General features: G+C 60.2%; 18 protein-coding genes. 7 read left to right on the forward strand and 11 right to left on the reverse strand.

What is annotated here, in order from left to right; translation table 11 throughout:
* Positions 1–132: 132 nt before the first annotated feature.
* From NZ585_00885 to NZ585_00925, 9 genes are all read right to left on the reverse strand, one after another.
* Positions 133–1,713 (reverse strand): NADH-quinone oxidoreductase subunit N, encoded by a 1,581-nt coding sequence (locus NZ585_00885; GenBank protein MCS7078593.1) that lies wholly within the window; start codon positions 1,711–1,713, stop codon positions 133–135.
* Between the two features lie 48 nt (positions 1,714–1,761).
* On the reverse strand, positions 1,762–3,564 hold the full coding sequence (locus tag NZ585_00890; protein MCS7078594.1) for an NADH-quinone oxidoreductase subunit M: 1,803 nt from the start codon (positions 3,562–3,564) through the stop codon (positions 1,762–1,764).
* 40 nt (positions 3,565–3,604) lie between these two features.
* Positions 3,605–5,905: an NADH-quinone oxidoreductase subunit L gene (gene nuoL, locus NZ585_00895; GenBank protein MCS7078595.1), complete on the reverse strand. Its 2,301-nt coding sequence runs from the start codon at positions 5,903–5,905 to the stop codon at positions 3,605–3,607.
* 9 nt (positions 5,906–5,914) lie between these two features.
* Positions 5,915–6,262, reverse strand: coding sequence for an NADH-quinone oxidoreductase subunit NuoK (gene nuoK / locus NZ585_00900; protein MCS7078596.1), 348 nt, complete (start codon positions 6,260–6,262; stop codon positions 5,915–5,917).
* A 78-nt stretch (positions 6,263–6,340) separates the two neighbouring features.
* Entirely contained in the window at positions 6,341–6,925 is a 585-nt protein-coding gene (locus NZ585_00905) for an NADH-quinone oxidoreductase subunit J (protein ID MCS7078597.1), read from the reverse strand.
* Positions 6,926–6,977: 52 nt separating this feature from the next.
* Entirely contained in the window at positions 6,978–8,339 is a 1,362-nt protein-coding gene (gene nuoH, locus NZ585_00910; GenBank protein ID MCS7078598.1) for an NADH-quinone oxidoreductase subunit NuoH, read from the reverse strand.
* On the reverse strand, positions 8,336–9,433 hold the full coding sequence (locus tag NZ585_00915; GenBank protein ID MCS7078599.1) for an NADH-quinone oxidoreductase subunit D: 1,098 nt from the start codon (positions 9,431–9,433) through the stop codon (positions 8,336–8,338). Before NZ585_00915 ends, nuoH begins: the two co-directional genes overlap by 4 nt.
* 79 nt (positions 9,434–9,512) lie before the next feature.
* On the reverse strand, positions 9,513–10,409 hold the full coding sequence (locus NZ585_00920; GenBank protein ID MCS7078600.1) for an NADH-quinone oxidoreductase subunit C: 897 nt from the start codon (positions 10,407–10,409) through the stop codon (positions 9,513–9,515).
* 265 nt (positions 10,410–10,674) lie between these two features.
* Entirely contained in the window at positions 10,675–12,786 is a 2,112-nt protein-coding gene (locus tag NZ585_00925) for a radical SAM protein (GenBank protein ID MCS7078601.1), read from the reverse strand.
* Between the two features lie 819 nt (positions 12,787–13,605).
* Between NZ585_00925 and NZ585_00930 the strand changes: the two genes are divergently transcribed.
* From NZ585_00930 to NZ585_00955, 6 genes are all read left to right on the forward strand, one after another.
* Entirely contained in the window at positions 13,606–14,034 is a 429-nt protein-coding gene (locus NZ585_00930; protein ID MCS7078602.1) for a zinc-ribbon domain containing protein, read from the forward strand.
* 523 nt (positions 14,035–14,557) lie between these two features.
* Positions 14,558–16,006, forward strand: a complete 1,449-nt coding sequence (locus tag NZ585_00935; protein MCS7078603.1) for a FecR family protein — start codon at positions 14,558–14,560, stop codon at positions 16,004–16,006.
* A gap of 104 nt (positions 16,007–16,110) precedes the next feature.
* Positions 16,111–16,869, forward strand: coding sequence for an MBL fold metallo-hydrolase (locus NZ585_00940; GenBank protein ID MCS7078604.1), 759 nt, complete (start codon positions 16,111–16,113; stop codon positions 16,867–16,869).
* 111 nt (positions 16,870–16,980) lie between these two features.
* Positions 16,981–17,757 (forward strand): tRNA pseudouridine(38-40) synthase TruA, encoded by a 777-nt coding sequence (truA, locus tag NZ585_00945; protein ID MCS7078605.1) that lies wholly within the window; start codon positions 16,981–16,983, stop codon positions 17,755–17,757.
* Positions 17,758–17,830: 73 nt separating this feature from the next.
* Positions 17,831–18,625 carry a polyprenyl diphosphate synthase gene (uppS, locus tag NZ585_00950; protein MCS7078606.1) on the forward strand — a complete coding sequence of 265 codons (795 nt, stop codon included), beginning with the start codon at positions 17,831–17,833 and terminating at the stop codon, positions 18,623–18,625.
* A 7-nt stretch (positions 18,626–18,632) separates the two neighbouring features.
* On the forward strand, positions 18,633–19,907 hold the full coding sequence (locus NZ585_00955) for a hypothetical protein (GenBank protein MCS7078607.1): 1,275 nt from the start codon (positions 18,633–18,635) through the stop codon (positions 19,905–19,907).
* Between the two features lie 102 nt (positions 19,908–20,009).
* Here NZ585_00955 and NZ585_00960 read toward each other — a convergent pair whose 3' ends face one another.
* Positions 20,010–21,068, reverse strand: a complete 1,059-nt coding sequence (locus tag NZ585_00960; protein MCS7078608.1) for a polyprenyl synthetase family protein — start codon at positions 21,066–21,068, stop codon at positions 20,010–20,012.
* Positions 21,065–21,631 (reverse strand): hypothetical protein, encoded by a 567-nt coding sequence (locus NZ585_00965; GenBank protein ID MCS7078609.1) that lies wholly within the window; start codon positions 21,629–21,631, stop codon positions 21,065–21,067. The genes NZ585_00960 and NZ585_00965 overlap by 4 nt, the downstream gene beginning before the upstream one ends.
* A gap of 593 nt (positions 21,632–22,224) precedes the next feature.
* Here NZ585_00965 and NZ585_00970 point away from each other — a divergent pair.
* A complete protein-coding gene (locus NZ585_00970; protein ID MCS7078610.1) occupies positions 22,225–23,163 on the forward strand; it encodes a cobalamin-dependent protein in 939 nt (312 codons plus the stop codon).
* Positions 23,164–23,346: the final 183 nt, after the last annotated feature.

Here is a 23,346-nt window from a genome sequence, read left to right on the forward strand (position 1 = left end):
CGGGCATCCTCCACACAAACGGCCTCGCCGTTTCCAAAGATGATTCCGGCACTGTATCCGCCGCCGACCTGCAAACCGAAACGGTTGTTAGGAGGGACGGCCAAGGGTGCGGCGGAGCAGTCCGCCCTGCGGTCAACGCAGCGCGATTCCTGAACTCTGCGCGTAAATCGTCGTGATGCTCTGCGCGACCAAGTCCGCCACGTTGATGAGCGGCTGCGGGTAAACCCCGAAAAACAGCACCGCGACCGCCGACAGCGTCAGAGCGACCCGTACGCCCGGCGTGAGCAACAGCGGCGAAGCGTCGGCGACGTTTTCACTCGGCGGGTTCAAAAACATCGCCCGCGCAAAGCGCGCGTAGTAGTAAAATGCCACCACCGCGTTGAGCACCGCGACAACGGCCACATAGGTCAGCCACGGCTTGCCGCTTTGAATGAGCGAACCAAAGAGGAAGAACTTGCCGACAAAACCCGCCGTCGCCGGAATCCCCGCCAAGCCGAGAATGAAAATCAGCATGAGCACGGCGGCGCTCGGCGACTTGATGAACAGACCGTTCAGGTCGTCAAGTTTTTCGCCGATGACGCCCTGCCGATGCAACGCGATGATGACGGCAAAAACGCCCGTGTTCATCAGCGTGTAGGTCATAATGTGGAAGGCGACGCCCTGATAGCCCATCGCCGTCCCCGACACGAGGCCCAGCAGGATGTAGCCCGCGTGGGCGATGCTTGAATAGGCCAACAAGCGTTTGACGTTGTCCTGCGTCACGGCGGCCAGATTGCCGACCGTCATCGTCAGGACGGCGACCACCGCCAGCAGGGTCGCCCAGCCGGGGAGGTTTTCCATCTCGCGCATCGGCCCCAGCGCAAAGAGCAACATCCGCGCCAGCAGGACGTACGCCCCCGCCTTCGGCCCAACCGACATAAAGGCCGTCACGGTCGTCGGCGCGCCTTCGTAGGCGTCCGGCGCCCACATGTGGAAGGGTACGGCGGCGATCTTGAACAGCAGCCCGGCCGCCGTCAGCACCAGCGCCACCATGAGCAACAAACGTGGGTCGCCCGCGTCCGAAGCCACGCCTTGGATGTAATTGGCGATGGTTTCCGAAATGCGACTCAGGTTCGTGTACCCCGTCACGCCATACACCAGTGACAGCCCGTAGAGAATCAGCGCCGACGAGAAAACCCCCGTCAGGAAGTACTTCATTGCGGCCTCGTTTGAGCGTCCGTCACGCTTGAGGTAGCCGACCAGCACATAGACGCTCAATGACATCAGCTCAAACGAGACGAAGAGCGAAATGAGATCGCCGCTCACCGCGACGAACATCATCCCCAGCGTCGAAAACAAAATCAGCGCGTAGTATTCGCCCCGTTGCTCGCGTTCAAACTCCAGATACTTGATCGAGTAGAGAATCGAAAACGCCGCCGCGACAATGAACACGAAGCGAAAAACGACTGACAGCCCATCAATGAACAGCATCCCGTAGAAGGCGCTGATCGGCAGCAGCCCCGCCGTCGCCGCCGTCTGCTGCGCTAGCGCGACAGCCACAAAGGCCAGTCCGATGAGGCTCAAGTAGGCCGTGATGTGCTTCTTGCCGCGCGGCAGCGCCACATCCAGCACGAGCGCCGCGCAGGCGAACAGCGTCAGGATGATTTCCGGCATGATGAGCGCTGTATCGCGCAGGGTCGGAAGCGGAGGCAGTTCAACCAGCAAAGGCAACATAGTCACACTCACAGCAGCGTTTTCAAGCCTGCACGTCCTGTCACGGGTTTAGTTGCGGGCCGTCGCATCAGGCGCGACCGGCGCAGCAGTCCTTGCCTCAACCGGCTTGGCCGTGTCACTGAAGTAGGCGGGGCGCATCTGCCGCACGACGACTTCCGTCGTCCCATTGATGAAGGTTACGAGCGGCTTCGGATACACGCCGAAAATGATCATGGCGGCGACCAGCGGCGTGAGGTACGCCCATTCGCGCGCGTTCAAATCGGGCAAATCGGCGTTTTTCGGATTCTTGACCGGCCCTAGGAACACGCGCTCATAAAGCCACAGCATGTAGGCCGCGCCCAGAATAATGCCCGTTGTTCCCCAGAAAGCCCACGTGATGTTGGCTTCAAACACGCCCCGCAGCCCGATGAACTCACCGACAAAGCCATTGAGCAGCGGTAGACCGACGCTCGCCAGCGTGGCAATCATAAACATCGTCGCAAAAGCGGGCATCGTGTTGACAACGCCGCTGTACTCGGCGATTTGCCGCGTATGCCGTCGTTCATAGAGAATCCCAACCATGATGAACAGCGCCGCGCTCGTGACGCCGTGGCTCAACATCTGGAGTGCCGCGCCGTTAATCCCGTTCGGGTTGAAGGCGAAGAGCGAAAGCATGGTCGTCCCCATGTGCGCGACGGACGAGTAGGCGATGGTCTTCTTCATATCCTTCTGCGCCAAGGCGACCATTGAGCCATAGACGATGCCCAGAATCGCCAGCGTCGCCATCACCGAGGCGACGGTCGGGTCCATCGAGGCGTCGGGGAACATCGGGAAGTTGAAGCGGACAAAGCCGTACGTGCCGATTTTGAGCAAAATGCCGGCCAGAATGGCCGAGCCGGCTGTTGGGGCTTCCACGTGGGCGTCCGGCAGCCACGTATGGAAGGGCACCATCGGCACTTTGATGGCCAGCGCCAATGCAAAGCCGGCATAAAGCCACAACTGAAGCGACAGGGGCACCAAAGGCTTCCCCTGCCCATCGCGGGCACCGCCAATGGCCTGCAAAGCGTAAATGTTGAATGTCCCCAACGGCGCAGTGTCGTCGTACTCGCCGCCGCCCGCCCGCGCTGCGTACGCCACACCGGCCCGGCGCGCGGTCTCAACGCCTTCCAAAACCATGCCGCGCATCGGCGCATTATTGCCGACAATGACCTCGACGGCCGCCTTGACTTCCGTCGGATACTTCGCCGCCGTCTCCGCCGCCGTAAAGTAGAACTTGAACACGGCGACCAGCATCAGCAGCGAGCCGACCAGCGTGTAAACGAAAAACTTAATGGCTGAGTATAGTCGCCGCTCGCCGCCCCAGACGCCGATAAGCAGGTACATCGGCACGAGCATAACCTCGAAGAACACGTAAAACAGAAACAAATCGGCGGCGGCGAAGACGCCGATCATAAACGACTGCATGATGAGCAGCAGCGTGTAGTACTCCTTCTGCCGTGTCTCGATATAGCTCCACGAACACAGCGCCACAATCGGGCCGAGAAACGTCGTCAGCATCACGAGCGTCAACGCCAGCCCGTCCACGCCCAGTTGGTACTTGGCGCCAATCGCCGGAATCCAGTCGGCGGTTTCCATAAACTGCAAGCCGCGTACCTCATAGTTCCACAGCAGGACGAGCGGCAGCGAAACGAGGAAGCACACCGTCATCCAGACCGTGGCAAACTGCTTGATAAGGTCAACGCGGCGCTTGTTGAAGAACAAGAGGATCAGCGCCCCAACCAGCGGCAGCCACGTGACAAGGCTCAGAATGCCGATCGGCCCGATGAAGAGCCGGGCCGGCTCCGACGCCAAGACAATGTTGCTCAGTACCATGCCGTTCCTTCCTCGGTAAGCTTTCCCACGCCGCAGCCGTTCAAGGTTGCGCCACGCGACTGGTCTGCGGCGAAGACGGCGACGACGTGCGCGTCTCCGGCGCGAACAGCGCCTTGTAGAGCGGATAGCCCATCCCCGCAATAAACAGGAAAATCCCTAGCGCCATCACCAGCACGTAGTTCTGCATCAAGCCAGTCTGCACCGTGCGGAAAATGACCGAACTTGCGCGCGTCAGCCACGCAAACAGGTTGACGACCGAATCCACGACGAAATCCACGCCCCACGCGCCGAGGTTGAGCCTCTTGAACGCGCCCACCAGATACACGTCAATGAAATCATCCCAGAACCACTTGCGGTAGCTGAGCACGTAGAGCGGACGAAGCGTTTGCGCGAGCTTGTCCGGCAGTTCCGGGCGGACGACGTAAATGAAATACGCCAGCCCCATCATCGCCAGCGCCCAGACGACGCTGACGCCCGCCAGCAGCCACTCGGTCGGGTTGACGCCGGTGACAGGCTTTTCCGGGTAGAGCGTCGTGTCCATCACCGGCGCGAGCCAGTGATGAACGTAGTTGGGAAACGCCCCGCCGGTCAGTTCTTCCGAAACACCCGCGAAGCCGGCGACGACGGCGAAGAAGCCCAGCACCATCAGCGGAAGCGTCATCACAAGCGGCGATTCATGCGGGTGAAAATCCTTCGACGCCGGCGCGTGATGACCGTCGCCGTCATGATGTCCCTCTTGAAAATCCGGCCCCTCAAGGAAGCGCTCCTTGCCGAAGAAGGTCAGGCACATCAGGCGCGTCATATAGAACGCCGTCACGCCGGCCGTCAGAAAGCCCATCGCGTAGAGCGCCAGCCCCACTTCGTGACTGAAGACCGGCGTATGGAGCGCCTTGGCGAGAATTTCATCCTTGCTGAAGAACCCAGCGAACGGAAAGATGCCGCAGATGGCAAAGAGCGACAGCATCATTGTCGCAAAGGTAATCGGCATGTACTTCTTGAAGTTGCCGTAGTAGGTCATCTCTTGCTGGTGACCGCTGGGCGAGCCGCCGTGGATGACACTACCCGAACCGAGGAAGAGCTGCGCCTTGAAGAAGGCGTGCGTCACGACGTGAAACACGCCCGCTGTAAACGCCCCAACGCCGCACCCGACAAACATGTAGCCAAGCTGCGACACGGTGGAGTACGCCAGCGCCTTCTTAATGTCGGTCTGCGTGACGCCGATGGTCGCAGCGACGAATGCTGTCGCAATGCCGATGACGGCGACCGTGAACATCGCCGTCGGCGCGCGCTGGAAGAGCGGGTTGCAACGCGCCACAAGGTACACGCCCGCCGTCACCATCGTCGCCGCGTGAATGAGCGCGGAAACAGGCGTCGGGCCGGCCATAGCGTCCGGCAGCCACGTGTAAAGCGGTATCTGCGCGCTCTTGCCCGCCGCGCCCAGAAAAATCAGCAGCGCAATGACGGTCAGCGTGCCGGTCGTGAAGCTCAGCGCCGCTAGGCCGAACGGCTCCTGCGGCAGCACCTTCACCATCGCCATCACGTCGGCGTAGTCGAGCGTCCCGAAGACGGCGAAAGTCGCCATCATCGCCAGCATGAGGCCGAAGTCGCCGACGCGATTCATCACAAAGGCTTTTTTGGCAGCCACGGCGGCTTCCGGCTTCTTCAGGTAGTAGCCGATGAGCAAATATGACGCCAGACCGACGCCTTCCCACCCGACGAACGTCATGAGGAAGTTCGCGCCCAACACAAGGTTGAGCATCATGAACATGAACAGGTTGAGATAAGCGAAAAAGCGGTGAAAGCTCGGATCGCCGTGCATGTAGCCGATGGCGAACAGGTGGATGAAAAACGCGACAAAGGTAACGAACAGAATGTACAGCCCTGAGAGTTGGTCAAGCTGATAGGCCCACTTGACCGAAAACTCCGCCGCTTGGCCGGCGTTCGGCCCGATGGTCAGCCGCAAGGCTCCGCCGGGCATCCACTCAAACAGCGTCACGACGTAGGGCGTCGCAACTTCGTCTGTGTCTACCTTGGGATCGGTCGCCTTGGTCTCGGTTGCGTCACGCTTAGTATTGGTCTTCGGGTCGTAGGTGACGCCATGACCAATCAGACGCGCCTGAAGCTCGGCTTCGCGCTGCTTGGCCGCCGCCTGCACCTTGGCGTCGTGGGCGTGGTGGCTGAACTCATAGACGGCGACCGCCGAACAGACAAACGACGCCGCGACCGTTGTACAGGCGATGGCTCCGATGACCTTTTCGGAAAAGCCGAGTCGCTTGGCAAAGAGGCCGTTGATAACAAACCCTAGCAGCGGAAAAAATGGGACGAGCGCAACAAGATCCATAAACCGGCGTCACCACTTGAGCAGGTTGATTTCATCCGCCGCGACGGTTTCGCGGTTGCGGTAGAGCGCGAGCAGTAACCCTAACCCCAACGCTGCTTCCGCCGCCGCGACCACAATGATGAAAATCGTCATGACGTGGCCGTTGTGGGCGTAGAGGCTGCCCTGCGTCTGCCAGTAGCGGGCAAAAGCGATGAAGTTCAGGTTGGCGGCGCTCAGCATCAACTCAACCGACATGAAAATGACGATGATGTTCCGCCGAATGAGGACGCCGCCGATGCCGATGCTGAAGAGAATGGCACTCAGCACGAGGAACTTCGAGGTGTCCACTTCCTTCAGGCCCTGAACATACCGCTCCATAAGCGAGGGTTCGGCAGCCTGTTGCGCGGCCCAGCTCAACACCGACGCGAGAAAAGACATGGCGATCGCTCCTGTCCATCAGTCGTAGGTTTCTTCCTGTTTCCGGTCGCGCGCCAGCAGCACTGAGCCGACAATCGCCATCAGCAGCAACACGGAGGCGATCTCAAACGGCAGCACAGCCTGCGTGTAGAGCGTCACGCCCAGCGTCTCCGTGTCGGCCGAGATGACGCCAGCCGGGGCGTTCGGGTCGGGCTTGGCGTTCTCAATGGCCATCCGGTCGGCGGAAGGCTTCGTCTTGAAGAAGCCCCCGCGCTGCTGGGTGTACGTCACCGCGCCCAGAATGGTCAGGCCAACCAGCGCAGCGATAAACGCGCCGACCTTATCCTGCCGATTGAAGGGGTTTTCCACTTCGCTGCGCGTGTTGACAAGCATCAGCACAAACAAAAACAGCACTAGAATGCCGCCGACGTAGACGAGAATTTGCGCACCGGCGACAAACTCCGCGCGCAGGAGGAGAAACAGCCCAGCCATCGCAATCAGCGTGGAAATCAAAAACAGCGCACAGTGAACGGGATTCCGCGCCGACACCGTAAAGACGGCGGCGAAAAGCGTCGCCAGCGTCAGCATCCAGAAGAAAACCGCTTCCCAACCGACAAGCAACATAGCATTCTCCGTGCTTGACGGCACGGCGTCGTGTGCGCCGCGCCTGTCACACCTAAGCGGGTTTGACGCCCGGCGTCAGCTTGACTTTGCGCGTACTGACAGGAATCGTCGTCCGTTGCGCGCGCAGGTTGAAGCTCTTCGAGTTGCGGTTGATGGCGTTGAGCAGCGCCAAAATGGGGAACAGGGATAGAAAACCGGCGACCGTGAAAAACACCTTGCCCTGCCATTCCATTTCCAAGACGCCGCCTACCGACCGCACCAGTCCCAACTCCTTGCCGATGATGTACACCGTCGCTATGAGCACAATGTTGGCAAGCGCAGCAGGCATCAGCCATTTCCAGCCCAACTCCATCAGTTGGTCATAGCGGTAGCGCGGGAACGTCCAGCGCATCCAGATAAACAGGTAGAGAATCACGCCGCATTTGACGGCGAAAGCCATCACACCGATGAGCGTCAGCACCGCTTCTCGGTAGGCTGCGGGAAACTGCGCGGCGACCCAGTCCATGCCCGGCACGTACCAGCCGCCCAAGTACAATGTTGTGCCAATGGCCGAAACCACGACCATGTTGGTGTATTCCGCGATGAAGAAAATCGAGAAGCGAAAGCCGCTGTATTCCGTGTGAAAGCCACCGACCAGTTCCGATTCGGCTTCCGCCAAATCGAACGGCGCGCGGTTGGTTTCTGCGACGACGGCGACGAGATACACAATGAAGGACGGAAACAGAAACAGGACAAACCACACACCCAGACTGCGCTGCGCCTCGACGATGCCCTGCATCGAGAACGTCCGCGTGAAGATAAGCGCCGAAACAATCGTTAGCCCGATGGCGGCTTCGTAGCTCACCATTTGCGCCGACGAACGCAGCGCACCCAGCAGCGGGTATTTACTGTTCGACGCCCAGCCGCCCAGAATGATGCCGAGCACGCCGACCGATGAGACCGACAAAATGAAGAGCAACCCGATGTTGATGTTGGTGATGCTCGCGTAGTGCGGCCCATACGGCAGCACCGCCAGCACCACGAAGGCGCACACCATGCTGATGATGGGCGCGAGTGTAAAGACCGTCTTATCCGCCTTGAACGGAATGACATCCTCCTTGATGAGGAGCTTGATACCGTCAGCTACCGGTTGGAGCAGGCCGAACGGCCCTGTACGGTTAGGGCCGATGCGCACTTGAATCCACGCGCTGATTTTGCGCTCGGCGAGCGTCAGGTAGGCGACCACCGTCAGCACCACAACCAGCATGACGGCGATCTGGACAAGCGGCCACACGATGAAGTCAGTGGCGTCGGTCGGCGTTAGCTTCGCTGCCACCCACGGCGGCAGGTAGGTATAGACCCACTTTACGAGCGATTCGACCCATTGTGGGGATGCGCTGAGCGCCGGCATCCACGGCCACGGGAGTGTCGTCATCGGTCAATCTCACCCAGAACAATATCCAGCGAGCCAATCATCGCCACCACGTCTGACACAAGCGACCCAATCGCCATCTTGCGCAACGCACCCAAGTTGACGAACGACGCCGGACGCATGCGCAGACGGTAGGGCTTCGTTCCGCCGTCGGAAACAAGGTACAACCCCAGCTCACCCTTCGGGCCTTCAATCGAGTGGTACACCTCGCCGGCCGGCACGCGAATGACCTTTGGCACTTTGCCCATCACTGGGCCGTCGGGAAGCTTGTCGAGCGCCTGCATGATGATGCGGCGGCTCTGGCGCATCTCCTCCATGCGCACGAGGTAGCGATCAAAGGTGTCGCCGTTTTCACCAATCGGAATGTCAAAATCGAGGTCGGCGTAGCACTCGTACGGGTCGGTTTTGCGTACGTCGTAGTCCACGCCCGACCCACGCAACGGTGCGCCGGTCAAGCCCAGATTAATGGCGTCTTCAGCCGAAATCACACCGATGCCGACCGTCCGCCCCAGCCAGATGCGGTTTTCGTTGAGCAGCGTTTCATATTCTTCAAGCCGCTTGGGAAACATGTCGCAGAAGGCCCGCACCTGCGCCTCGAACCCGGGATAGGCGTCGTAGGTCATCCCGCCGATCCGAAACGCATGGCAGGTCAGCCGCGCGCCGAAGAAGTTCTCGAAAATCTTGAGGATTTCCTCACGTTCGCGGAAGGCATAAAGGAACACCGTAAACCCACCGATGTCGAGTGCGTGCGTCGCCAGCCAGAGCAGGTGACTTGACAGCCGATTGAGTTCGGTCAGGATCACCCGCAGGTACTGCGCACGGGGCGGCACTTCGATGCCCATCGCCTTTTCGACTGTTTCTACGTAGAGCAGCCCGTTCGAGACGGCGGCGATGTAGTCCAGCCGGTCGAAGTACGGCGCAATCATCGGGTAGAGGCGGTTTTCAAAAATTTTTTCCGCGCCTCGGTGCAGGTAGCCGATGTCGCAGTCAAGGTCCACCACACGCTCGCCGTCGAGCTTGAGGATGACGCGCAGCACGCCATGCGTGGATGGGTGCTGGGGCCCCATGCTCAAGACCATTTCTTCGGAATCAAACAGCGTTTCGGTGTAGTGGGTAACAAGTGGAATAGCTGGGTTCATGGGCAACACCAGAAGCAGTCGTGGGCCAAGTCGGCCGTCATTCAAACTTCCCAGTCAGATCGGCGCCTTCGGGAATTTCGAGAATATTCAGATTTTCAGCGACCCATTCGTTGTGACGGTATTCAATCGGGTATTCCTTGCGAAGCGGGAAGCCGACCCAACCCTCAGGCAGCAGAATGCGCCGTAGGTCGGGGTGGCCTTCAAACGTAATGCCGAACATGTCGTACACCTCGCGCTCCAGCCAGTTGGCGGCCGCCCAAATGTCACATACCGTGTAGATGGACTGGTCTTCAGGTAGTTCGGCTTTGACGCGCAGGCGACGATTTTCAGGGATGGAGTAAAGCTGATAGACGACTTCAAAGGCCTTACGGTCTGGGTAATGCACGGCCGTGACATCGGTTAGCATGTCGAACCGAATTGCGGCGTCATAGCGCAAGTACCAGAGCAGATCGCGGGCGCGTTCCGGGACGACACGCACGATCTGCTGACCGTTGCATGTGACAGTTTCCTTGATGTCGTCTTGGAAAACCGCCCGCAGTGTAGTGATAAACGGATCGTCCTTGATCTCGGTGTAGGCTGGCGCGGCCTCCTTTTTCGCCGGCGCTTTAGCAGCGGCTTTGGCCGCGGCCTTGGCAGGGGCCGGTTTCGGCGCGGCGTCACCTTCGGACGCAGTAGCTTCACGGGCGGCCTTGGCGGCGGCGGCTTTAGCTTTGGCGGCGGCGATTTTAGCCTCGCGTTCGGCGTCGGCGGGTGCGGATGCGGCCGGTGTGGCGTCGCCTTCGGATGTGGCGGCCTCACGAGCTGCTTTTGCAGCAGCGGCCTTGGCTTTGGCGGCGGCGATTTTGGCTTCGCGTTCGGCGTCGGCGCTTGAGGCCTTCGGTGACTCTCCGGGTGGTGACTCCGCTCCCGGCGTTGACTTCGTCTCGTCGGACATCACTGAACAACCCCAACTGGGACAGGTCTTGAAGCGCCGGCGGTGGGCGCAAAGCCTGCTTATAGGCGAAAAAACGCGCCGGCGACCAGATGAACTTCCGCCTTTTTTCCGCTGCAAGTATATGATTCTGAATGTGTTAGAAAACTAACGCTATAACTTGGAACGGATTTTTCAGCAACAAAAACGGCGGGACGCTCACGGCATCCCGCCGAATGCTGTCACGTCACTCCAAACGTTGCCCAACCGATTGGGTTTGGCGTGGCGGCTATTTGCCCCCTGGCAAGCCGTTGCCGCCTGCCACGACAGCCGCCGCGCCTGCCGCCTGTGTCGCCGAAGCCGCCGCACCGTTGCCGTTGACGGTGGTGCGCTTGGCGCGTCCGATTTGAACGAGCTTCGTTTCGCCGTTCTTGATGCCGAGCACCTTCTCACGGAAGAGCTTTTCCATCAGCCGCTTCTCTTCGGCGGCGGTCATGGGGCCGTCCGCGCCACGCGGACGCACGCGGGCTGCGTCTTCGGGGTTGACGTTCAGTGTGCATGGGCCGTCGGGCAGCTCGACGTTCCGCCCCTTAGCGTAGATTTCGTGCTTACCGTGTTCCTTGTACCACTTCGCTACGGTTGCATTCTTGTACATGTCCTCAATGATGTTCCGCCAGCCGACACCGGTGTTATAGGCGCAGAAGGAGATTTCGCCCTCCTGCGTACCGTAGGGGATGATGCACATTTCCGTCCGGCGGAAGTCATAGTTGAAGAGGTCTTGGAACCACATGCCGGCGATGAAGAGGAAGTTCCAGCGGTCGCGGCGACGCTTTTCGATGTCCTCGCGCGTCCGGTTGCCCTTGACGCTGCCGTAGTCGCGGCCGGAGATGCCAAGCGACTTGTCAAACTTCTCCAACAGCGACTTGATCGTAAAATGCGTCGGTGCTTTGTACGGGTCGTAGTTTCGTAGCAGCGACAGCGCCATCAGAAACGAAGAAAACACTCGTCCGCGGCCAGCGTCCGTAATCGCCTGCATGTCCTTGAGCAGACGCGGCACATTAATAAACGCCGGCACTGGCGCCATTTCCTTAGTTTCTTTGTCAATCATAAGGGCCGTCCCAACGCCGCAGTTGGGGTGGCAACCGCAGCTCAGATGACCGAACTGCGCTTCGGGACCGTGCGCCAGATCGGCGAAATCAGCAATGGTGCTCATCACGGAAATCGGAAACCAATCGCGGGTCGGTTCAGTGACGCCGATCTGTTCTTTTACGTCGTACGCCAAGTGCGAGAGTGTATAACGCTGCCGCAGACGACGCTCATCGGTGATGTCTTCGTCGCGCCCAGTGAACGACACCGGCTGGAACGAGACGAAGGCGATCTTTTTGGGATTGTCCAAGGCGAAGCGAATGACCGGGCCTACTTGGTCGTTGGTGACGCCGTTGACAAGCGTCACGACCAAGACGATTTCAACGCCCGCTTCGTGCAGGTTTTCAATCGCGCGGAGCTTCACGTCAAAGAGGTTGCCGACCTGCCGGTGGCTGTTGGCGTCATTGCCGATGCCGTCAAACTGAAGGTATGCGTAGCGTAGACCGGCCTCGGCCGCCTTGCGGCAAAACTCCTTGCTCTTGGCAAATTCAATGCCATTAGTAGCGCACTGGACGCTGTTGTAGCCTAGTTGCCGTGCGTAGCGAATCGCCTCCAAAAAGTGCGGCGACAGGGTGGGTTCGCCGCCGGAAAACTGCACTGACAGCTGCCGGCGGGGTTTGATGCTGATGGCGTTGTCGAGGATTTCCTTGATTTCCTCCAGCGACAGTTCATGGACGAATCCAACCTGATTGGCGTCCATGAAGCACGGGTCGCACATCATGTTACAGCGGTTGGTGAGGTCTATCGTCAATACTGAGCCGCGACCGTGCTTGATGGAGCTTGTCCCGTGATTGTGCAGTTTGGCGTCATTGTGGGCGTCAATGTCCCGGCCGGGAAATTGCGCTTCGATATGAGCCAAAAAGTTGGCGTCAATTGCCATCAAATCTTCAAACCGACCGTGAACAGGACATTCCTTTTCCATCCAGACTTCATCGCGCCCGGTTTCGGGATTGTGACGTTTGACAATCTGCGCCTTGATCTCACCAACACGTTCATTGATGAGAATTGTGTAATCCACTTCACCGCTCAGAATCTTCTCGCGCGCCTCTTTGACGCATTTGGGGCAAAGTGAATCCGTCGTGCGCGGCCAGCCAAGGGTGGGCTTGGTCTTTTGCCACGATTTGAGCAGGGGCTTATCCGACCACTTGGGCGTAAAGGAAGGGGCTGGCCGGTACTTGTTGACGGACTGAATGGCGACAAATAACCCTCCCGCGAGTTTCGACAACGCTTTTTCGGCGTGCTTGATGGGCTTCATGAGTCCTGTATGTCTCCTAGATTACAAGGTATCGTGCTTTGTCCCAGCGAAGGTGTTCGACTTCAGGCAACAGTCTTCAAGTTGCAGGCGATATGCCAGAAGCAACTTGTTTTGTCGGACACTCTCAACTGGTAAGCGACCGAACCGACGGCTTTTCAAGCGAACAGCAACGCCTGAGTCCAAGCGGCGTTGAACGGTCTCATAGTGCGGCTGCATCTTGTGTGCTGACCGACGGGGTGTCAAGACAAACCCGTGTAATGCATCTGTATCCGGGCGGCTCTCAGGAGACGCTGCAACCGCGCCGCTGGCGGCGGACTTGGCTTCCCGGCTGTCACGGGTTGTCCGCCGGCGCCTCTAAAAAAGGTACACAATGGACAGCGGCGGAGCGGCAGGCGAGCGGCTCTTTCCACAAAATGTCCACAGGCAACGGTCCACAACCTATAAGAAGCTACACGAACTCTGGAGAAGTAAATTAAACGAAAAAAAAGATTTCACTCCGTTCGTCTAACTAACTCAAGCCGAATCAATGATTTGCCTCGATCAGGCGCGCGCCAACTGCATCTCGCGCCTCAAAGAGGGCTTGACACTTACTTGAGCCTTTACTAGATAAACCTCTGTCTGAAAAAGGTTTCACAGATTCATCAAGGGTGAGCAAGGGGGTGCGCCGACGGGTCGCCGGAGGCCGGTCGTGTCTACGTACCGCTGCTTTCCAAGGCAAACCGGATGGAGCTGTCGGTCAGAAGTATCGGTCAGGGTCAATGCCCCATGCCGCCGTGCGTGCGGAAGGCAGGGAGTTACGCACAAGGAGTGACGCCGACAATGGATGAAACCAAAGCACCTGTAGAACCGGTCTTTGAAGACATTCACCTCAACTGTATTGAGTGTGGCGCGCCGTTTGTTTTCACAGCCGGGGAACAACAGTTCTTTTTCGACAAGGGACTCAAAAATCAACCGAAGCGGTGCAAGCCGTGCAAGATACGCAAAAACGAACGTTTCAACCAGTTGCTCAGCATGATGGCAACGGACGGAAGTCGCCCACGGATTCAGGTCGAAGTGGAATGCGCGGAATGCGGCGTACGGACCACCGTACCGTTCTTGCCAACGCAGGGACGGCCGGTATTGTGTCGGGATTGCTTTGTCCGGGCGCAAGTTTCAGCCCAGGTTACGACGAAACCCCCGCTGAAGTACGCGCCGCCGACCGTCGCCCAAAACCTTCCTCCCCTCAATCACATCGCCGTAAAGCCATGACGCGGCAACGCAACCAAGTGGCGCTGTGAGCGGCCGAGCGAGCCGGGTTCAAAGATAACCATCCTCAGCGAAAGGCCTGACGATTTTTATGAACAGACGACCAAGGCGATGTCACGGTGATTGCCGTGACATCGCCTGATTTTCTTTGCTTGTTCGGGTCGCCCTTCAGCGTCGTTTTTTAGCGTAAGTTTCAGCAAACACAATGGGGCAATCTTCAGCGAGCGGTTGGCAGGCTTTTCAGCACACACCTAGCCGTCATTGGTAGGCGGCGGGCCAGCATCTCGTCGCTCACTACCGTCCCGCAGTCGCTGCCTCTTCGTCTTGACGCACTACCCGTTCCGTTTCCGAGCATCCATTTCTAAGTTTCAAGTGCTGCGGGCTTGAGCGACTGAGCAACCTGTGCCATAGTCCCCGCGCCGCATTCAACATTCCGAAGGCTTTCGGAACACCGCTCGCAACCCACCATACTGGGAAACCTTGTTGTTTCCGGGAGACTCAACCATCCCCCACGGAGGCTCTTAGTATGCAGCGTTCCCTTCTTACACTGACTTTATTGGCGGGCGCATATGCGGTTGGCGCAACGTCCGTCCCCGCTCAGACGACTCATCAATCGACAACGGCAGAAGTTCCGATTCGAGGCGCGAATAATATCAGCCTACCTGAACAGTTCATCGTCTCCGCCAAGGCCGGCGTCGTCAACTTTGTTGAAGGTGCGGTCACAACCTGCCGCGCCAAAGACAATAGCAGCTGGCGTTCCGCCGCCGTTGGCGGCCGCCTCAAAGCTGGCGACCGGCTGCGGACTGGCGCGGACGGACGCGCCGAAATGCTTCTCAATCCCGGCTCCTACCTCCGACTCGACCGTGAAGCGGAAATTATCCTGACGAATCCCAACCTCGATGCGCTGACGATTGAAGTCGTACGCGGCGCCGCCCTGTTTGAAGTCACGGGCACCGATGGGACGGAACTCTTCATCCGCCTGATCCTGCCCAACGGCATGGTGAATCTAGCGCGCAACGGCTTGTATCGCGTCACTGTTCCGGCGGAAGGCGCGCCGACCATTGCCGTCGTCAAGGGGCGCATCGCCGTCGAGCAAGCTGGTAAACTGACGCCTATCAAGGACAAACAACTCGTCACGCTCGAAGCCGCCACGTTCACCACCGCCAAGCTCGACAAAAAGGCACAGGATGACTTCGACGCTTGGAGTCGCAACCGCGCGAAAATCCTCCGGGACGCCAACGCCCGTCTCAAAGACCGCGACATTCTGACGGCCTTCAACAACTGGCGGCAAAACGGGGCATACGGCTTCGGCTACGCGCCTTTCTTCGGCCTCTGGCTCTTTGACGCGCGGCTTGGCGGCTACACGTTCTTTCCGTTTTATAGCTTCTGGAACTCGCCCTACGGCTTCGCATACGGCACGTGCTGGGGTTTGCTGTGGGATTTCTATCGCCCAACCCTGCTGTGCAACCCGATGCGGCTGAACGCGCCGCTGACGGCCGGCACGCATCAGTCTCCGGCTTCCACGCCTATGACGCCGTCCGACATGCCCTTTGAGCCGCACCAACCCGGACACGAGCCGGTCGGTGAGTTGAGCGCCGGACGACCATCGCTGACGCCCCGGCCGAGCCTGACACCGCGTCTCCCGATGACACCCCAGCCAACGGCTGGTATGGTCGGTGACGACGATTATCTCCCGGCGTTGCCGCACCGGGAGCTACCTTCAACGGTCGCTCGGCCGTCGTTTGACGACGGCGTGTTTGGCAAGCCCGGCTACGAACCGCCGATGCGCGGTGGGATCATGCGCGGCGGGATGACGCCTGATTACGGCGGCGCTCCCATGCGTGGCGGCTACGGCGGCGACGCCGGCCTCGGCAGTCCCGGCGTCATCAGCCCCGGCGGCGGGCTGCGGCCCAGCACCCCGCTGCGAACCGGCGGTGATGGTTCAACCCGCACCCAAAGCCCGATTGTGGAATAACTCGCCACGGCATCGGCGAACCGCCTTGGCGGCCGGCGTTCCGGCCGCCAAACTTTTTTGGCGGCTTTCTATGACTGCAACCGACACGGCAACGGCTTCCAAACATGATGGAGATTGAATTTCTCGGCACAGGTACGTCGGTTGGCGTCCCGATGATCGGCTGCACGTGCGCAACCTGTACGTCCGATGACCCACGCGACCGCCGCCTGCGCGTGTCGCTGCTTGTCCGTTACCGAGGCGCACATATTCTGATCGACCCGGCGATTGACTTTCGTCAGCAGGCGTTGCGCGCCGGGCTGACCTCGCTCGACGCCGTGCTCATCACACACGCCCACGCCGATCACGTCTTCGGCATTGACGACTTGCGGGCACTGAACTACCGCCACGGGGCGACGCCGTGCTTTGCCAGCGCGGAGACGTGGGCAAATCTGTATCGAATGTTCAGTTACGCTTTCGGCCCGCCGGGGCCGTCGAGTCGGCCGCGACTCATACCGCACGTCATCGGCGGCGACTTTACCCTCTGTGGGCTGCATGTCACGCCTGTCGAGTTGCCGCACGGCGATATGACGACGCTTGGTTTTCGGCTCAACAACTTCGCTTATGTCACCGACTGCAACGCCATTCCCGACGCCGCCTGTGAGCGACTTCTGGGGCTGGAGACACTCGTTCTTGATTGCGTGCGCTACGCACCGCACCCGACACACCTACACCTGGAGGCGGCGCTGGGCTACATCGAGCGACTAAAGCCGAAGCGGGCGTATTTGACCCACATTGCGCACGACATTCGCCATGCAGAACTGGACGCGCGCCTGCCGCCGAGCGTCCGGTTGGCTTATGATGGACTGCGGGTTGAGGTTTCCTAGTGATTTTCTGCGACGGCGCAGCTGGGGGCGCGTGGGCGTCTTGTCCGACCGAGGATTTAGGAAGCGCGCTGAAGCTATCCCAGCGCCGTCTCTCGGCAATATGAACACGCGATGCCGCGCCTGAAGCTGACGGTCGAGTACGACGGTACGGATTACGCCGGGTGGCAGGCGCAAACGAATGCGCGGAGCATACAGAGCGTGCTGGCTGCTGCGTTCGTTCCGCTCACTGGGCGTCCGGCGAGGTTGTACGCCGCTGGACGCACGGACGCCGGCGTTCACGCCCTGGGTCAGGTCGTTCACACGGATGTCACCCAGTCGCGCACCGTAGAAACTTGGCAATCCGCCCTCAACGCCCACCTGCCGCCCGATATTCGCGTGCGGCGGGTGGAAGTCGTCGGCGAGGATTTCCATGCCCGCAAGTCGGCGCGCGCCAAGCTGTACCATTACGCTTTTTGGCGTGGCCGGGTCGAAAGTCCACGCTGGCGACGCTACAGCCTAACCGTGCCGACGACGTTGGACTGGGCAGCAATGGACGCAGCGGCGCGGCATTTTGTCGGATGCCATGACTTTGCGCCGTTTAGCGTAGCCGACCGCACGGTTCAGACAACGGTTCGCACCATTCACGCCGTAACGTGGCATCCGTCGCCGGCCGAACCAACGCTGGCGGCAGGCGATCCGCTGTGGCCGTCCGAGTTGGTCGCTGTCGCCTTCTACGGCGATGGTTTTTTGCGCCACCAAGTACGCCGCATGGTCGGCGCGCTGCTTGCCGTTGGGCAACGTAAGCTTGCCCCGGACGTGATTCGAGAACTGCTTTGCGGCGCAAAGCAGTTTGCGACGATTGTCACCGCGCCGCCCCACGGCTTGACGCTGCTGCGTGTCGATTACTAGTATCTGCGCCATTCTACCCGCACTAGCGGCCGTCGCCGCGATTTTGAAAACGGCTAATCTACGCAACGTTTGAATGCACGAGTTTGAATCGCTGATTGAACGCGGCTCCTTAGATGATTTCCTTTTCCGTCAACTTGACCCCGCCCGCCTCCCGCGTCATTTAGCCATCATCATGGACGGTAACGGACGTTGGGCCAACCGCCAAGGCAAGGCGCGCATTGCTGGTCATCCGGCCGGCGTCGAGGCGGTGCGCACGACGGTTGAAAACTGCGCACGACTGGGCATCCCAACGCTGACGCTCTATGCCTTTTCGTCGGAAAACTGGCGGCGGCCGCGTCTGGAAGTCGCCATGCTGATGCGCCTACTGCAGGATTGCCTTCAGCGCGACGTGCCGTTGCTGAATCGCTACGGCGTTCGCCTGCGCTTTATCGGGCGGCTGGAAGCGTTATCGGCGGAGATTCGCAAGGCGCTTGATTGCGCCATGGCGGCGACGGCGAACAACCGCCGGATGACGCTTAACGTCGCCTTCAACTACGGCGGGCGGGCGGAGATTGTAGACGCCCTACGCGCTGTGGCGCGTGAGTTCATAGGCCTAGGACGGTCGTTGGAGACGCTGACGGAGGAAGACGTAGCGCGTCACCTTTACACGGAAAGCGATCCCGACTTGTTGATTCGCACCAGCGGCGAAATGCGTCTGAGCAACTTTCTGTTGTGGCAGATGGCGTACACGGAAATTTTCGTGACCGACACGCTCTGGCCTGACTTCAACCGGACGCATTTACTAGAAGCGCTGGTGGCTTATCAGCGTCGAAACCGCCGGTTTGGGGGCGTCGAAACGGTTGGCGTTCCGGCGTCAGCGCTGGCATAGTGCGTCCGTGACCGACGCCTGCCCACCGCCTGTTTACCACATTCAGACTGAACAGGGGCGTTACTACTTTGCCGCCGGCCTGACGCTCATGCTGTCGAGCGTCGCCTTCCGGGTTGGGTATTCGTCGGCCGGCGTGACGCTGCTGGCGGTTTTCCCGCTGTTAATCGCGGCGGCGCGCTTTGAGCGCCTCGTTTTTGACGGCCGTTATTTGCGGCGACGCGGGCCTTACGCTTGGTTGAAAAGCAAACTGCTGGGCGCGAGCTCCGATCTCCCCCTGACCGAACTGGAGCTGGTCGTCACAGAGGTCTTGTCTCTCCCGCTGGGTGTTGCGCGCTATCGGTTTCGCACCATTTTCACTGGGGCGGACTTCGAAGCGGTTGTCTTTTCCAATATGGCGGGGTACTCACGCTTCGTGACGGCGGTGTTGGCGTCCACCACCGAGGCCAAGCTCGACTTGCACTCGCTGACATGGCGGCGCTACGGCTCACCGCCGCCGGTGGCGACCATTGCCGAGACGCTGGATAACGACCAGATCGCACAGCTTTCGTCCCCGCTGCTGCGGCACATTGCTAACTACCTTGCGCTGATGGGCGACTTCAAGCCGGCGCTGCGCTGCTTCAAGGAAGCCTATGGACGCGCGCGCGGCGATCCCGAATTGCTGTGCGAAATGGGCCGTTTTTTCTGTTGCCTAGCAGCGGTGGAGCATCCGCGGTGGCGACTCCGCGCCGGCGCTTGTCTGCGTCTAGCAGCCCGGTTGGCGCAACAAGAACCGCGTTTGTTGGAGCGCATCGGTGAAGCTTACTGTGAGTTGTTAGACTTTGTGCGCGCCGAACGCTGTTTTCGGCGAGCCGTCGAGGTGGATCGCGGCTTGTTTCGCGCCTACGCCGGACTGGCTGAACTGGCCTTTCGGAACAGCCAACTGGCGCGCGTCGCACACTACTATAGCGCCGCCGCCGACAGTGTCTCTGACCCTGCGCTCCGTCGCCGGGCGCAACGCGAGGCGCGCTACTACGAACGCCTAAGTCGAGATGATGACTACCTCGAAGCTGAGGCTCGGCGCATCACCTTGCTGCACCACATTCGTCAGATGCGTACGACAGCGGGTTACGTCTTCTGCGTCGCCTGGCTCATCGTCGGCGTAGCCGGACGCTTCTCGCCGAACCTGCAAGACGGCGGCCTTGCCGCAATGGGTTCCTCCGGCTTGGCTTGGATTGGTCTGTCGCTCGGCCTTTGCCGGCGTCGCAAGCGAGTGGAAGCTTCGGAAACTGTAGCGCCAAAATAACTTGGCGCACCCTGTAGCCGGCGAGTGACTTGCGTCGTTCGTTGCGCGCCGATGACAGGCTCGGCCGGCTTTCAACGCGGCTGGCAGGCGGTGGAAAGCGGCTTAGTGCCGCCGTTGCAGCATGAAGTCGGCGTAAAGATCCAATAGCGTTCGGTGCGGCCCGGGCGGCAGGACGGCCAGATGCCGCTTGGCTTCCACAAGGTACTCAATCGCTAGGTTGCGAGCGAAGGCAATCGAACCTGTCTCCTCCAAAAGCGCGATCGCCTCTGGAAGCTCGCCGTTGAGGTCACGTTTCCCCAGCAGTTCAAGGAAACGCGCACGCGCCGCTGGCCGCGCATGTTTGAGGAAATGAATGACAATCAGCGTTTTCTTACCTTCCCGAATATCCAAACCGAGCGGCTTGCCAAGGCGCAGCGGGTCGGCTTGGAGGTCTAAAACGTCGTCCCAGATTTGAAACGCCGTCCCGATTTTTTCTCCAAATGCCGCCAGCGCCGTGAGGCGCACCTCGTCGGCGTCGGCCGTCAACATACCGAACACACAGCTGGCTCGGTAGAGCGCCGAGGTTTTACGGGCGGCCATGGCAAGGTAGTCCTCGATATCCAAATCAAAGCGCCGCTCAAAGTACAGGTCGTCAAACTGGCCGTAGCACATTTGCTTCGCTGTTTGCCCGAGAATGTGCACCATCCGCAGTGCGTGGCGACGAATGCGCGACGCTTGCTCGACCGCTTTGGCATAAAGCCAATCTCCCACCAGTAGCGCTAAGCTCAGCCCAAAGCGGGTATGCAGGGTTGGCTGTCCGTGGCGCTCCGTGCTGCCGTCCATCAAGTCGTCGTGAATGAGCGACAGATTGTGCAAGTACTCTACCGCCAGCGCTGGCGGGATAGCTTCCTCCAGCGCGCCGCCGGCCGCTTCGGCCGTCGTCACGACGAGGAACGGCCGCAGGCGCTTGCCCTTGCCCTCGAACAAGTACGTCACCGCCTGGCGCAGTTCCGGTTGTGTGACCTCCCGTAGATCATCCGCAATGGCGGCGTCCACAATGTGGGCGACGGCTTGAATTCGTTCAACCAGCGGCAGAAAGACTGCCGGCGGCGCAGCTTCGCGCGCGCTGCCCAGAGCGTTGGTGGTTGTAGCCGCCGTGTCGGCGGGCGTCGGCGTCATCATCGGCGTCTCCCAACGGCCAATCGGCTGGGGCGTTCAAATGCTGACGCCGGAAATGGCTCCGCGGCCGGCGCGGCTTCAATTGAAACACCGTCCAACTCAGCCAGACGGCGCTCCAGACGCTGGCGCTCAAAGCGGCTGATTTCAGGAAACGCTGCCAAGTAGGCGCGATATGCCGCCCTTGCGCCCGGTAAGTCTCCGGCGTACTCCAGCGCGCGCCCCAGCCAGGAAGCCGCCGAACGCCGTAACTCCTGCTCCGCCTGCGCTGCTAAGGCAACCCGTCGGAAATGCAGCGCCGCCTCCGCGTAGGCGTGTCGGCGGATACACAACTCGCCGAGGGCGTAAACATCCCGCCAATCCACATTCTCACCGCTAACAGCCTGGGCAAGTTCCTGCGTCAATGTCTCCAAAAGGCGGGCCTCCGGCGATGGTCGAAGACGCGCCCACCAGCGGCGCACGAGCAGCGCCGGCGGCGTCACCCAACGGACGACCCGCCACGCCCAACGCGGATGCCATAGCGCGAGGCGTACCGCCGTCGCCGCCACTCGAACCTTAAGCGATGTCATGCGAATGCCTCTGGTGAAACAACGCTGTGGGAACTTGCCTCGCCATCCTACCCGAAGCTTATCCAGTAAACCAAGCATAACCGCACATCTACGGGCGACTTCCGTGCGGAAAATTTGGTTGGGGCGCTCCGAGAGGAGAGCGCCCCAATCGGTTCTCGTCGGCTTCCGCCGACTCACGAAGTTTTGACGCGCACCGCAACCCCCCAAGCGTCAAGAGACCTGAGAACTCCCCCCGGAGTCGTCGTTCCAAGCCTCCAAACAAGCGATGCGCGCCAAGCCCGTACAATCTCGCTGAGCCGTTTCTGAAGAGCTGGCGACCGTTGTTTCTTGCTTGGTCGCCGCTTGACTCGGCTCACGGCGCAAAGAGTACGAAAAACGCTCAAATCAGTCAAGTCATTTCGCACGCTTTTTTCCGAACCCGACGCCGCCCGAAACCAAGAGGCTTGTCTAAATAGTTTGGAAAAGGCGATTTATCGCTAAGCTAGTGACTGGCGGGCGGCTTGACCGAATCGCCGAGGTCGCTTACAGTTTGGTTGGAAGAGTCCTGCCAAAAACGCTCAAAACGTTCACCGCAAACCCTAGGTAGCCGTTTCGTGCCTCGCTCTAAACGCTCTGCGCCGCCTACATCGAATCAGTCGCCGACGTACTCCACTGCCGAAGTAGCGCGCATGTGGGCCGTCAGTGAGTCGTCCATCAAACGGTGGAGCGACAGCGGCGCACTGCCCTGCCTAAGGACACCCGGCGGGCACCGGCGCTTCACCTTACAGGCGTTGCTTGACTTCCAACGGAAGGCAGGCGGCGTGCTGCAGGCGGAACAAGCGAGCGCGGTGAAACTTGGCGGCCTCGATCGAGCTGTGGCGGCGCGCGACTGGGCGCAACTGCAAGCGCTTTACTACGAAGTCGCCGTCGCCGGCGACGCAGCAGCCGGCATGGCGCTGCTGGAGCGCGTTTACCAGGGCGGCGTTTCCGCCGTTGACATCAAAGAACGCATCTTGACGCCGGTGCTGCACTTGATTGGCGAACGCTGGCGGCGCGGCGAACTCAACATCTGGGAAGAACACCTCGCATCGCAGGTGACGTTGGCGGCGACGGAGCATCTCCACCGGCAAACGCCGCGCGCGCCTGCGCACGGACGGTTGGCGTTGTGTGGCTGTCCGGAGGGCGATCTACACGAAATTGCGCTGCACTTGGTGGTCGAAGTGCTGGAAACCGAAGGCTGGCGCGTAATCTCGCTCGGACCGAACACGCCGCTGTTTTCTTTCGCCGACGCCGCCCAGCGGTTCGCCCCACACCTTATCTGCATTTCGGCGACCATCGTGCACGACCTCGAGCGCCTCCGGCGCGATTATGGGCATTTCTACCGAACAGCCCGCCGACATGGCGCACGCATTGTCATCGGCGGAGCGGCCTTTGCTGACCCTCAGGTCCGCGACATTTTCATCCATGACTTTCAGGCTGCCGGACTGACGGACTTCCTAGAGTACCTTCGGCGGGAATTCCCACCGCTTCCTGGCGTGGAAAAACCGAACTGAGCTGGCGCCCTGGCGTCATCCTGAGTGGGCCACAGTGGACGGGAGGTTTGTGTTCCCCCTGCGCGGAAATCATTCCCAAGCGGCGGCAAGTCGGCTAGATTTACACAACGCAACAACGCCCCTCCCACAGGGCGCGGTCGGCTTTTTCACTTGGCGTTTTTTCCGCTTCCTCCGGAGCTTCAC

The sequence above is a fragment of the Chloracidobacterium sp. genome (assembly GCA_025057975.1).
Taxonomy (GTDB): Bacteria; Acidobacteriota; Blastocatellia; order Chloracidobacteriales; family Chloracidobacteriaceae; genus Chloracidobacterium.

Coding starts and splice junctions, on each gene's coding strand:
- NZ585_00885 (MCS7078593.1), bottom strand. CDS start 1,713: ATGTTGCCTTTGCTGGTTGAACTGCCTCCGCTTCCGACCCTGCGCGAT.
- NZ585_00935 (MCS7078603.1), top strand. CDS start 14,558: ATGCAGCGTTCCCTTCTTACACTGACTTTATTGGCGGGCGCATATGCG.
- NZ585_00920 (MCS7078600.1), bottom strand. CDS start 10,409: ATGTCCGACGAGACGAAGTCAACGCCGGGAGCGGAGTCACCACCCGGA.
- nuoK (MCS7078596.1), bottom strand. CDS start 6,262: ATGGAGCGGTATGTTCAGGGCCTGAAGGAAGTGGACACCTCGAAGTTC.
- NZ585_00890 (MCS7078594.1), bottom strand. CDS start 3,564: ATGGTACTGAGCAACATTGTCTTGGCGTCGGAGCCGGCCCGGCTCTTC.
- uppS (MCS7078606.1), top strand. CDS start 17,831: ATGCACGAGTTTGAATCGCTGATTGAACGCGGCTCCTTAGATGATTTC.
- truA (MCS7078605.1), top strand. CDS start 16,981: ATGCCGCGCCTGAAGCTGACGGTCGAGTACGACGGTACGGATTACGCC.
- nuoL (MCS7078595.1), bottom strand. CDS start 5,905: ATGGATCTTGTTGCGCTCGTCCCATTTTTTCCGCTGCTAGGGTTTGTT.
- NZ585_00905 (MCS7078597.1), bottom strand. CDS start 6,925: ATGTTGCTTGTCGGTTGGGAAGCGGTTTTCTTCTGGATGCTGACGCTG.
- NZ585_00965 (MCS7078609.1), bottom strand. CDS start 21,631: ATGACATCGCTTAAGGTTCGAGTGGCGGCGACGGCGGTACGCCTCGCG.
- NZ585_00960 (MCS7078608.1), bottom strand. CDS start 21,068: ATGATGACGCCGACGCCCGCCGACACGGCGGCTACAACCACCAACGCT.
- NZ585_00930 (MCS7078602.1), top strand. CDS start 13,606: ATGGATGAAACCAAAGCACCTGTAGAACCGGTCTTTGAAGACATTCAC.
- NZ585_00940 (MCS7078604.1), top strand. CDS start 16,111: ATGATGGAGATTGAATTTCTCGGCACAGGTACGTCGGTTGGCGTCCCG.
- nuoH (MCS7078598.1), bottom strand. CDS start 8,339: ATGACGACACTCCCGTGGCCGTGGATGCCGGCGCTCAGCGCATCCCCA.
- NZ585_00925 (MCS7078601.1), bottom strand. CDS start 12,786: ATGAAGCCCATCAAGCACGCCGAAAAAGCGTTGTCGAAACTCGCGGGA.